Source organism: Thioclava sp. NG1 (genome assembly GCF_003122275.1).
GTDB classification, from domain to species: Bacteria; Pseudomonadota; Alphaproteobacteria; order Rhodobacterales; family Rhodobacteraceae; genus Thioclava; species Thioclava nitratireducens.
This window is the reverse complement of record NZ_QFBB01000002.1, coordinates 137281-149616: the sequence shown is the minus strand read 5'-3', so window position 1 is coordinate 149616 and position 12336 is coordinate 137281. Positions and strand designations below refer to the sequence as shown.

Annotated in this window: 8 protein-coding genes; 5 read left to right on the top strand and 3 right to left on the bottom strand. The window is 65.3% G+C overall.

The genetic code is table 11. The features are described from left to right. Positions 1 to 136 precede the first annotated feature (136 nt). Positions 137 to 676, bottom strand: coding sequence for a YcbK family protein (locus tag DEM26_RS03810; RefSeq protein ID WP_075776331.1), 540 nt, complete (start codon positions 674 to 676; stop codon positions 137 to 139). 527 nt (positions 677 to 1203) lie between these two features. Here DEM26_RS03810 and DEM26_RS03805 point away from each other — a divergent pair. Next, on the top strand, positions 1204 to 1671 hold the full coding sequence (locus DEM26_RS03805) for a nucleoside deaminase (RefSeq protein ID WP_158275074.1): 468 nt from the start codon (positions 1204 to 1206) through the stop codon (positions 1669 to 1671). Positions 1672 to 1751: 80 nt separating this feature from the next. Here the strand turns inward: DEM26_RS03805 and DEM26_RS03800 are convergent, their stop codons facing one another. Next, positions 1752 to 3266: a catalase gene (locus tag DEM26_RS03800; protein WP_088722005.1), complete on the bottom strand. Its 1515-nt coding sequence runs from the start codon at positions 3264 to 3266 to the stop codon at positions 1752 to 1754. Between the two features lie 245 nt (positions 3267 to 3511). On the opposite strand from DEM26_RS03800, the gene glgX reads away from it, so the two are divergent. The 4 genes from glgX (at position 3512) to DEM26_RS03780 (ending at position 10920) form a co-directional block, all read left to right on the top strand. Continuing rightward, entirely contained in the window at positions 3512 to 5587 is a 2076-nt protein-coding gene (glgX, locus tag DEM26_RS03795) for a glycogen debranching protein GlgX (protein ID WP_233243012.1), read from the top strand. Then, positions 5584 to 7311, top strand: coding sequence for a malto-oligosyltrehalose trehalohydrolase (gene treZ, locus DEM26_RS03790; RefSeq protein ID WP_233243011.1), 1728 nt, complete (start codon positions 5584 to 5586; stop codon positions 7309 to 7311). The genes glgX and treZ overlap by 4 nt, the downstream gene beginning before the upstream one ends. Further along, positions 7311 to 9587, top strand: a complete 2277-nt coding sequence (gene treY, locus DEM26_RS03785) for a malto-oligosyltrehalose synthase (protein ID WP_109171741.1) — start codon at positions 7311 to 7313, stop codon at positions 9585 to 9587. The genes treZ and treY overlap by 1 nt, the downstream gene beginning before the upstream one ends. A 220-nt stretch (positions 9588 to 9807) precedes the next feature. Beyond that, the gene (locus DEM26_RS03780) at positions 9808 to 10920 is read left to right on the top strand and encodes a sugar phosphate nucleotidyltransferase (RefSeq protein WP_075776335.1); all 1113 of its coding nucleotides are present in this window, start codon (positions 9808 to 9810) and stop codon (positions 10918 to 10920) included. A gap of 150 nt (positions 10921 to 11070) precedes the next feature. Here the strand turns inward: DEM26_RS03780 and DEM26_RS03775 are convergent, their stop codons facing one another. After that, on the bottom strand, positions 11071 to 12327 hold the full coding sequence (locus DEM26_RS03775; protein WP_109171906.1) for a Dyp-type peroxidase: 1257 nt from the start codon (positions 12325 to 12327) through the stop codon (positions 11071 to 11073). Positions 12328 to 12336: the final 9 nt, after the last annotated feature.

Sequence of the window (12336 nt, the reverse complement as noted above, 5' to 3'; positions counted from 1 at the left end):
CTTCGCGAGAAGAGGGAACCGTCTCGGGTGCCGAGGCGTCAGCGCGGCGCGACGCCCTGCCCTCGTTCCGGTTCCGTGAAGGCAGGGACACAGCGCACCGCGCCGATGCCGTTCGAGACGCGCGTGGCGCTTGCGCTCAGCCGCGCCAGGTGCGGACGGGGCCGCAATCGACATGCACGAAATGCTCGCTCGGATAGTAGCCGACACCGCCGCCACGGATACGCAGGGCCACCTTGTGCAGCATGCTGGTCGAGACATGCGGGTGCGTGATGTCGAGCGCCTCGCCGCGCATGTGGAAGCTGTGCGTCGCGCCATGCACCAGCCGGTTCGTCTTGGGCGTGCGATAGCCCGACACCAGCATCAGCGGCGTGCTCTGCTCGAGGAGCTTTTGCATGTTGTAGGCGATGTTGATCGTGCGGTTGTCGATCTTCACCTCCTTCTCCTGACGCCAGTCGCGGGCGATCCGGTAAAACTCGCGCATCGCCTGCTCGTCATATTGCCCCTTCGAGAAATAGACCGCGTCGAAATTCTCGTTGGTATGGGGGTTGTGGAAGCTCAGGCGACGCTCGTCCGTCTGACCTGCTGCCTGTGCCGGGGTGACGATGTAGGGGGTTGCAAGTACGCCCGCCGCGCCCAGGAGAAACTCGCGCCGAGCCAGACCCGTTGCCTTTGCCATGATAGATGTCCCTTCAAATTCGTGTCGAAGGGCGCAAATTCGAAATTTCGGGACGGAACAAAAGGGCGGGCCCGGGTTCCATCGATGGAACCGGCAGCCAAATGCCGAGTTGTCAGCGACGACTTGCCGACAGATGCCTGGGCCTCAAGGTCATCTGAACGGTTGTGATCTCTTGAAACCCGCTCAGCCCTTGCAGGTCACGACGGCGAGAGCGAGCGCGAGGGCAGCCTCACACGGGGGAGAGGCCGGATTTCCGCTTCCGGACACGCCAACGCGCCTGAAAGCTCCACCCGATTCGCCCCGTGGAGACTTGGAGCCCACGAAGACGCAGCAGCTTCGCGGTGCGCCTTTGGGTCACCTGTAAGTCCTGCCTAACGCCGAATGTCGACATGGGTTCCGGAAAAAATCGGCATGCGTGTGGGATTGGTCGCACTCGCGCGCGGGGAACAGCGCGCAGCTGCGGGCGTTCGTCCCTGCGCGCCATCCTTGCCCGCCTCTCATCCTCAGACCGCCGAAAGGACCGACCCATGCCCGAGCAACCGACCCCGACCGAACGCGAGGCGATGGCCCGTTTGATCGCCAACGCCAAAGAAGCCGCACAAGAACCGGGCAAGGCGGGGATCGCCGCCGCGATCCTGCGCGACGGGGAGATCATCGCCGAAGGCGAGAACGAGGTGCATCTCGACTGCGATCCGACCCGCCATGCCGAGATCGTCGCGATTGCGAAGGCGACACGCGCGCAGAACGACCCGTCGCTCGATGGCTGCGTGTTGCTCACCACCCTGCAGCCCTGCGAAATGTGCCTCTCGGCAGCGCGCTTCGCCGGGATCACGCGGATCATTTTCGGCGCGCAGAAGGAAAACGTCGCCGGAAAATATTTCGTCTTCCCCGCCCTGACACTGTCGGAATTCCGCACTGCGGGCGGGGCTTTCGAGGCGATCGGCGGCGTGCTGGAAGAAGACGTCGTCGCGCTCTATGCCGACGGCGAGGAATGATGCCTGCTGCAGACAGTGAGCGTGACAGCAAAAAGGCGGGGCCGACCCCCCGCCTTTTCCCGTTCTCGTAGACGACCGGCTCAGCCGCTGATGCTCTTGGCCGAGGCCATGCCCGGCGCTTTCGATTCACCGCCCAGCTTGTCGCGGACCGCTTTCTCGATCCGAGCGCCAATGTCACCATCGACGTTACGCCAGTACTCAAACGCCCGCTGCAGCACCTTCTCGCTGACGCCATCGCAGAGGTGTCCGGTGACGTTGGTCACGAAACGCTCGCGCGCCGCGTCATCCATCACCTCGCGCACCAACGCGCCCGCCTGGCTCCAGTCGTCGTCATCCTCGCGCTGTCTGTAGGCCTCGCGCACCATCTCGCCATCGGCATACCAGAGGCCGGCCTCGGCCTGCTGCGGATGCGCCTCCGGACCGCCGTAGGAATTCGGGAAATAGACCGGGTCTTCCGACTTGTTCACCCGCATCTCGCCGTCCTTGGTATAGGCGTTGACCTCGCTTTGCGGCTTGTTCACCGGGATCTGCTTGTAGTTCACCCCGAGCCGCGCGCGATGCGCATCGGCATAGGAGAAGCCGCGCGCCAGAAGCATCTTGTCGGGCGAGAGACCGACGCCGGGCACCATGTTGTTGGGCTCGAAGGCCGCCTGCTCGATCTCGGTGTGGAAATCGGTGGGATTGCGGTCGAGAACCATCTTGCCGACCTCGATCAGCGGGTAGTCTTCGTGCGGCCAGATCTTGGTCAGATCGAACGGGTTGATGCGATAGGTCTTGGCATCCTCGAAGGGCATGATCTGGAAATACAGCGTCCAGCTCGGATGGTTGCCTTCGGCGATCGCGTTGAACAGGTCGCGGCGGTGAAAGTCGCTATCGGCGCCAGCCATCTGATCGGCTTCGTCCTGCGTGAAATGGGCGTTGCCGTCGCCTTGGTCGGTCTTGAAGTGGAACTTCACCCAGAACATCTCGCCGGCTTCGTTGACGAGCGAATAGGTGTGGCTCGAATAGCCGTTCATCTCTCGCCAGGTGCGCGGGATGCCGCGATCGCCCATCAGATAGGTCACCTGATGCGCGCTTTCGGGCGAGAGGGTCCAGAAATCCCACTGCATGTCGTGGTCGCGCAACCCGTTATCTGCGCGGCGCTTCTGGCTTCGGATGAAGCTCTGGAACTTCAGCGGGTCGCGCACGAAGAAGATCGGGGTGTTGTTGCCCACCATGTCGAAATTGCCGTCCTCGGTATACATCTTCACCGAGAAGCCGCGCGGGTCGCGCCATGTGTCGGGGCTGCCGCGCTCGCCGGCCACGGTGGAAAAGCGCGCGACGATGTCGGTCTTCGCACCCGGCTGAAACACTTTCGCCTTGGTGTATTTCGAGACGTCGCCCGTCACTTCGAAATAACCGAACGCGCCCGAGCCCTTGGCGTGCGGCTGACGCTCCGGAATACGTTCGCGGTTAAAATTCGCCATCTGTTCGATGAGGTAGTGATCGTTCAGAACGATCGGACCGTCGGAACCGACCGTGAGCGAATGTTCGAGACTTTGGACGGGGGCGCCCCCGTCTGTGGTGGCGGGGCGTCCGCGCTTGTCGTTCGTCATGTCGGAACCTCTGATAGTGGAGAATAATGGTTCCGAAACGCGGGGGGTATGGCGGAGTTCCTTGAAGTTTTCCCGACAGAATTCACGGCTACGGCATATGACGCAGCCCGGCTGGGCACGATCGCCAGCTCGATCGCCTCCGGTTTTTGCGTGTCACGCTCAGGAACCGATTACATTGCGGCGCATTGGTCCCGTTGGCGCGTCGCCGTTTCTTCCGCATATTTCTTCCGCATATGGAGCCCTCAATGACCCCGAGTTCGCTGCGTTTCGATCCGTTTGCGGGGCGACCCGATACTCTTGGCGCGCGCGTCACGGGAGACGGCGTGAATTTCGCGATTTTTTCCGGAGAGGCCGAGAAGGTGGAGCTCTGCCTTTTCGACGACGAGGGCAAAGAGGAATTGACGCGGCTGGAAATGCCGCAGCAGGAGGGCGGGATCTGGTTCGGGCATCTGCCCGGCGCGCAGGAAGGCCTCGCCTATGGCTACCGCGTGCATGGACCTTTTGCCCCCGAGGACGGCCTGCGCTTCAATCCCAACAAGCTGCTGCTCGATCCCTACGCGATGGCGATGCGCGGCTATCTGAAATGGGACGACGCGCTCTTTGGCTATCCCGTCGGAGGCTCTGACCTCGAACAGGACACACGCGATTCCGCGCCCTTCATGCCGAAGGCGATCGTGGCCGATCCGCAATTCGACTGGGATCAGGATCAGGTGCTCCATCGCCCGTGGTCGGAGACCGTGATCTACGAGGCTCATGTGAAAGGTATGACGATGCGCCATCCGGGTGTCGTGCAGGCCGATCGCGGGACGTTCCGGGCGTTGGCCTCGCCGCCGATCATCGACCACCTGCTGAAGCTCGGCGTGACGACGATCGAGCTGCTGCCGATCCACGCCATCGTGCAGGACCGGCATCTGGTCGAGAACGGCCTGTCGAATTACTGGGGCTACAATTCCATCGGTTTCTTCGCCCCCAATCGCAGCTATCTGCCGGGCGAGGACGTGCACGAGGTACGCGCCGCGGTAAAGCGCTTCCACGAGGCCGGGATCGAGGTGATCCTTGACGTCGTCTATAACCACACCGCCGAGGGCAACGAGCTTGGCCCGACGCTCAGCTTCAAGGGCATCGACAACCGCAGCTACTATCTCCTCTCGCCGGAAAACCGCCGCCACGGCTTCGATACCACCGGCACCGGCAACACGCTCAACGTGGCCCATCCGATGGTGCTTCGCCTCGTCATGGACAGCCTGCGCTACTGGGTTGAGGCGGTGCATGTCGACGGCTTCCGCTTCGATCTTGCGTCCACCTTGGGGCGCGAGCCGGACGGCTTCGAACGTGAAGGAGCGTTCTTCAACGCGATCCGACAGGACCCGGTACTCTCTGGCGTGAAGCTGATCGCCGAGCCATGGGACGTGGGCGAAGGCGGCTATCAGGTGGGCGGCTTCCCCTGGCCCTTCCGCGAATGGAACGACAAGTTCCGAGACGACACCCGCGCCTTCTGGCGGCGCGACCCCGGCATGGTGCCGAAGCTTGCCGACCGGCTGATGGGCTCGCCCGTGCAGTTCGACCACACACACCGGCCCGCCACCTCGTCGATCAATTTCCTCGCCGCCCATGACGGGTTCACGCTCTGGGATACGCTGAGCTACAACCACAAGCACAACGAAGCCAATGGCGAGGACAATCGCGACGGCCACGACCACAACCTGTCCGACAATATGGGCGTCGAAGGCCCGACCGACGACGCCGAGATCGACGCCGCCCGCCTGCGCCGAGCACGCGCGATGTTGGGTACGCTGATGGTCAGCCACGGCGTACCGATGATCCTCGCGGGCGACGAGATGGGCCAGAGCCAGAACGGCAACAACAACGCCTATTGTCAGGATAACGAGACGACCTGGATCGACTGGGAGGGCGCGCGGGTCGATCTGCGCGACAGCGTCGGCGCGATGATCGCGTTCCGGCAGGACTGGCGCTATCACCTCGCCCCGCCCGCCTTCGCTCCCAACGTCGCGACCCCGGTCAGCGACTGGTGGCATCCCTCCGGGCGTCAGATGAAGGACGACGACTGGCAGGATGGCGGTCTGTGCTGCGTGGGGCTGCGGCACCGGCTGGAGGGCTATCCGGAGTTGCTGATCGTCGCCAATGCGGGCGACGCCTGCGAGTTCACGCTGCCCGGCAAAGGCTGGCACCATATCCTCGACACGACGCGGGACAATCCGCGCTGCGACGAAGCTGGGGAGGAGAAAATGAATCTGCCTTGGCAATCGCTGCACGCTTTCTGTCGCGCCGAGGAGGCATCGCCCGACGAGGCGACTTCGTGAGAGAGGCGAGCGATCCCCTGCCCCTGCGCTGGGGCGCGCATCCCGGAACAGGCGGGTCGTGGGACTTCGCCATCTGGGCCCCTGCGGCAGAGCGCGCAGAACTGATGCTGGACGGGACCGCGCATGACATGGCACCGGTCGGAAACGGCGGCTGGCAGGCCTCGATCCCGGCGCGCGAGGGCCTATCCTACACGTTCCGCCTCGACGGCACCGACTACCCCGACCCCGCCGCGCGACTCCAGCAAGGCGATGTTCACGGGCCCTCGCTGACCCACGACCCGGAGGCCTACGACTGGGGCGCCCCGTGGCACGGGCGCCCATGGGACGAGGCGGTGATCCTCGAAATTCATATCGGCACCTTCACCCCCGAAGGCACCTTTGCCGCCGCTGCGGAACGCCTGCCCGAACTGGCCGACCTCGGCATCACGGGCATCGAGATCATGCCGGTCTCGCACTTCCACGGCGCGTATGGCTGGGGCTATGACGGGGTGCTCCTGCGCGCCCCGCATCCCGCCTATGGCTCGCCCGATGAGATGCGGGCGTTCATACGCGCAGCCCAAAGCAACGGGATCGTGGTAATACTCGACTTGGTGCTGAACCACTTCGGCCCGTTCGGAAATTACCTCCATTCTTACGCGCCCGAAGCCTTCGGAGGGGAAGCTACGCCTTGGGGAGATGCGATCGACTTCACCCGGCCCGAACTGCGCGCGCTGCTGCGCGACACGGCGACGGGATGGATCGACGAATACCGCCTCGACGGGCTGCGGCTCGATGCAGTCCATGCGATCCGCGACCCGTCCGAGCCGCATTTCCTGATTGAGCTTCTGCAAACGATCCGCGCGAAGGAGCGCGAACGCCCGATCCACCTGATCCTCGAGGACGAGCGCAACCTCCCCGATCTGCGCGAGGCCGGTTACGATGCGCAATGGAACGACGATTGGCACAATGCGCTGCATGTCGCGCTGACCGGCGAGACGCAGGGCTACTACAAGGCCCATGCCGCTGACCCGTTCGGTGATCTGGCACGCGCAATGACGCTGGGCCAGGTCGAGGAAGGTCAGACGCGGGCCGACGGGACGAAAGCTCGTGGCGCGCCCGCTGCTCATCTGCCTTGGTCCGCATTCGTGAATGCCAACCTCACCCATGACCAGGCAGGCAACCGCCCCAAAGGCGAACGCCTCCTGAGCCTGATCGGCGACGAGGCGGGTGCGGTGACCCATGCGCTGTTACTGCTGATGCCCTTCACGCCGATGCTGTTCATGGGCGAGGAGGTCGGCTCCACAGCGCCCTTCCCCTTCTTCGCAGACCCGCCGAAACACGCCGTCGCCGCGCTGCGCGAAGGCCGAACGAAAGAGCTGCAAGGCCTCGGCTATGACACGAGCGCGATGATCGACCCCGCCTCTCCTGACACGCCGCGCCTGTGCTACCCTTACGGTGACACCAGGCGGCGCACGCGGGAGTGGTTGCGGCTGACGCGCGAACTTCTGAGCCTGCGCCGGAGGCATCTGCTGCCGCTTCTGCGCAGTGGCAAGCGCGGGCCCGGCGAGGTCACGCGCCACGGACTGAAAGCCTTCCATGCGCGCTGGCCATTCGGCGCCGGGACGCTCGACATTCTGGTTAGCCTCGGCGCGCCCGCATCCAACGCCGCGCGCCGGGACACCGCGCTGTTTTCCATGGGCGACCCGCGTCGGGACGCCTTCGCCATTGATGTGAGGATTGATTGATGCCGTCCGAGGAGCCCGCCGCCACTCATCCGATGATCGCCACCTACCGGCTGCAGCTGCGAAACGGCATAGATTTCGCGACGGCGAAAACCTTTCTGCCCTATCTCGCAGACCTGGGCGTGAGCCACCTCTACCTCTCGCCGATCTTCACCGCGACGGAAGGCTCAACCCACGGCTACGACGTCGCCAACCCGCAGGAGATCGACCCGGTCCTCGGCGGCGAGGCAGGGTTTCGCGACCTGTCGGAGGCTGCGCAGGCGCGGGGGCTGGGCGTCGTGCTCGACCTTGTGCCGAACCACACGGCACTCTCGCTCGACAATCCGTGGATACGCGATGCGATGCGCCACGGCCCCGACAGCGCATATGCTGAATACTTCGCGATCGACTGGTCCCAGAAGCTGATCCTGCCCTTCCTGCCCGAGCCGCTCGACGACATGCTGGCGGCAGGCAAGCTGCGGCTGACCGAGGATCACCGCGGCGCGGTGGAATGGGAGGGTGGATGGCTCCCGCTCGCCTCCGGGACGGCAACGCTGGGCGACGTGGCCTCCGTGCTGACGCACCAGCATTGGCAGCTGCGCGACTGGACGCGCGAACGCGGCGCGCTCTCGCATAGGCGTTTCTTCAATGTCACCGGTCTGATCGGGATGCGCGTCGAAGACCCCGCCGTCTTCGACGCGATGACCGAATTGCCGGCGCGGCTGGTGCGCGAGGGGCTCGCCCACGGGCTGCGGATCGACCATATCGACGGGCTCGCCGATCCCGTCACCTATCTCGAACGGCTGCGCCGGACTGTGGGCGACGCAGTGCCGATCTGGGTGGAGAAAATCCTGACCGGCGACGAGGCGATGCCCGCCGAATGGCAGACCGATGGCACCACGGGTTACGAGGCGGGGCGCCAGATCTGCCGCGTGCTCACCGCGCCCGATGGGTTCGAACGGCTCGACACGCTTTGGCGCGATCGCACCGGTGGCTGCGACGATTACGAGACGCTGTGCCGGGAAGCCCGCGCGCAGGTGATCCCCGAGGACCTCGCCGCCGAGCTGCACCAACTGATCGACCTCGCGCAGGCGGCGCTCGCGGTGGACCTCCTCGACCCGCCCGACGCCGAGACGCTGCGCGACGCGATGCTGGCGTTGCTGATCCACTTCCCGCGCTATCGGACCTATATCACCGCGCCGCCCGCCTCGCCCGAGGATCGCGCGGTGATCGAAAGGACCGTGGCAGCGGCCGCGGAGACTCTGCCGCAGCGCGAGGCGCTCGATCTGCTCGCGGGGCTTCTGTTGGGCGGCACGGATAAGGCGAGCCGCAAGTTTCGCATACGCTTCCAGCAGGTCACGGGTGCGGTGGTGGCGAAGGCGCAGGAGGACACCGCCTTTTTCCGGCACACGCGCTACCTCGCCGCGAACGAAGTGGGCGCGGAGCCGGATATGCCGGTTCTGGACGCCGAAGGGCTCAATGACTGGTTTGCGAGTGCGCAGGGACAACGCTCCGGCGGCCTGACACTCACCTCCAGCCATGACACGAAACGGGGCGAGGATACGCGGATGCGCGTCGCGGCGATCTCGCATCGGCCCGAGACTTTCGCCGCTTTGTTCGATGCCGCGATGCAGGCGGCCGCACCTGCAGCCCCCGGCTTCGTCTGGTACGCCACGCAGAGCCTCTCGGGAATCTGGGACGACCCCGCCCCCGGACCGGAGCTGTCCGAACGCCTGACAGAGCACCTCCGAAAGGCCCTGCGCGAAGGCGGAGAGATCACGCGCTGGTCCTTCCCCGACATCGAGGCCGAAGAAACCGCTTTGGACGCCGCCCGCCGGATTTGCGCGGCGTGGGAGGCGCAGCCGCCAGCAGAACTCGCGCGCCTGATCGCGACAGGGAAACGCTTGTCGCTGCTGCAACTGGCGCTCAAGATGATGCTTCCGGGCATGCCCGACATCTATCAGCGCGGGGAGCGGGCGCTCTACGAATTGACCGACCCCGACAACCGCCGTCCCTTCGCCCTGCCGGAGACGCTGACGCCTTTCGAGCGGAGCAAGTCAGAGGCCACCCGCCAGCTGCTGAGTTTACGCAGAGCGGCGGCGGAGGTGTTCCGCTCGGGCGCAGCCGAAGCCTCGGAGCGCAATGGGGTCTTCACGCTCACCCGTCGCTCGGACGGGCGCGAGATCACGCTCCGATTCTGCCGCGACCTCACCGACCTTCGTGACGGCGTGCTGTTCGAGATTTCCGATTCGAGCGCTGCGGACGCCTCTGGGACCCTCCGCTTTCCGCCACCCGGCTGACCGACCGGCGAGATCGATCCGACCGGCTTTTGACACATCGCGCGAGACCTCCCCCTAGACTCAAAGGGTTATCGGGCACCACTCGAAATGGTAAAAAAACTTGCGCGAAAATCTTACCGCGAACCGGCGGAAAACCGGGAACCGCGGCCCCGATTTGTGGCTTTTATTCATGAAAAGCGTTAAACTTTTGAACGTCGCAGCGTCACGGGGAGGAGCTCTGATGCTGACTCAAAAACGGCCCAATTTATTGAACGGTTGTCTTCCAGTGGTCTTGGCCGGCGGGCGCGGGAAGCGTCTCTACGAGCTGACCGAGAACATGTGCAAGCCTGCCCTGCCCTTTGGCGCTGGCGGCCTGCGACTGGTGGATTTCACCCTTGCCTCGTTGCACGCCGCTGGGTTCACGCGCGCCATCATCGCCACCCAGTACCGGCCCGCGCCGTTGATCCGGCACCTCCACGCCCGATGGGCGGACAGCTTCCCCGACGGGCTGCTGATCCGCGACGCGACGCGGCTTTCGCGCGGCGGCTATCGCGGCACGGCCCATGCGCTTCTCGCCAATCTGAACCTACTGGAGCGCGAAGGCGTTAACGACATTCTGGTGATGCCTGCCGATCAGATTTGCGACATCGATCTGCGTCCGTTCATCCAGCGCCACCGCCTGAGCGATGCGCCCGCGACGCTGGTCGCCGCGACCCTCGCGTCTTCGGACGCGGAGCATCACTCGGTGCTTGAGGTCGCGCAGGATGGCCATGTCAGCGCGCTCACCCACCGCCCGAGTTCGCCTGCCGAGATCGACGGCAGTTCAGGGCGAAGCCTGGTCGCCACCGGCATTTACCTGTTCAAGACCGCGTGGCTCCGCGAGGAATTGCCGAAACTGGCGCTGGGACGTTTCGACATTTCGATCGGGGCCGACCTGCTGGAAATCGCACTGCGCGAGAAGGCCCTGCAAGCCTACCGCCTGCCACGCGGCGACAACGGCCGCGAAGCCTATTGGCGAGATATCGACACGCTCGACGATTATCGCTCCGCGCTTCTCGATTTCGCGGCACCGCAGGGAACCACGACGCGCGGCAGTCCGCCGCTGAGCTGCCTGCATCTCGATGTGCCTCCGGGCGTCATCGGGGTCGGTCGGCGCTCTGCGCTGACGGCGAAAGGATCGGTGTCGCCTGACTGCCACTTGACCGATACGCTGCTGGCGCCCGATGTCTCGCTGCCGGCGGGAACGATCGTGGAAGGGATCGGACGCAGCAACATGCGCTGGTTCCGACGCAGCGGCGACACCAACCTGATCACGCAGGCAATGGTCGACCGCTCGATCGCGCGGCTGCACTAAGAGCTGATAGCGACCGAACGGATTTTCGGAATGGGCCGACGCGATCCGCTCGGGCAATCCGGGTTGGGCGGAGACCCCGATACAGACCCAACTGCACACCGCCGCAGCGACGGCGCGCAAAGGAGTCACCGCCGGATCCGCTCCGGGGGCTTAGACCGCAGCGAAAAGCGGCGCGCCGATATAGGAGCCTTTCGGTGCTGCGGGCGGCACCCAGAACAGCCCCGATCCGGTGTGGGAAATGTATTCGTTCAGCAGATCCGACGCGCCGAGCCGCCGTTGCAACGCCTCGAAATGCGCAGGATCGTTCTGGTAGCTGATGAAGAACAGCCCCGCATCGAGCCGCCCGACCGCGTTCAGACCGCCGGTGAAGTTGTAGCCGCGCCGCAGAATGCGGATGCCTTCATTGGTCTCATGCGCCGCGAGCCGGATATGCGCATGCGTCGGGATTACCGGCTCGCCTTGCGCGTTCTTCGCCTTGAAGTCAGGCGTGTCGAATTCATCCGTGCCAGTCAGCGGCGCGCCTGTGAGCTTGTGCCGCCCGAAGACATCGTTCTGGTGGCTGACCTGCGCGTTGTCCCAGTTCTCGATATGCATCTCGATCCGGCGCATCACCTGATAGGTGCCGCCATGCTGCCATTCGGGCCCGTCATTGGCCCAGACATGCTGCGCGAGTTGCTCGGGCGTGGTGATGTTGCGGGTGCCGTCGCGATAGCCAAAGAGGTTGCGCGGCGTCTCCTGCCCTGCCCCGGCCGAGGCGCGCCCGAAGCCGAGTTGTGTCCAGCGCACGGTCGCGGCGCCAGTGCGTTTCGCGATCCGCGCGAGAATGCGCACCGCGTGATAGGCGACCTGCGGATCGTCGGCGCAGGCCTGCAGCGAGAGGTCGCCGCCACTGATCTCGGGGCGCAGCGCGTCCGAGGGCAGATCGGTCAGCGGGCGCAGATGCGGCGGGGCCTTCGCCGCCAGCCCCATCTCGGGCGAGAACACGCGCAGGCCTAGACCCACCGTGACCGTCAGCCCCGCCGGGCCGAGACCGAGCGCCTCGCCGGTCTCGAGCGCGGTCGCCGCGGCGCGGTCGGGCTCGACCGGGCCGACCGGCTGCCCTTCCATCATCAGCCCGATCGAGGCCGACCAGCGCGCGAGCAGCACTTGCAGCGCACGCGGATCGGTCCCGGTCAGGTCGAAGGCCATGGCCATCAGATGCTGCTGCGGCGGCGTGGCGATCCCGGCCTGCGGCCCGGTCCCGTAAAAGGCGTAGCGCCTCTGGTCCGGGTCGGGCATGGCGTCGGGCTCGACCTTGCCGGTCTCTGCCCCATTTCCCGCCGTGGCGAAGGTGCCGCCAAGCGCTGCCGCGCCCAGAAACAGCCCACGCCGTGACAGTCCTGCCGGTTTATCGTCTTGCCCGCGCATCATGGCCTC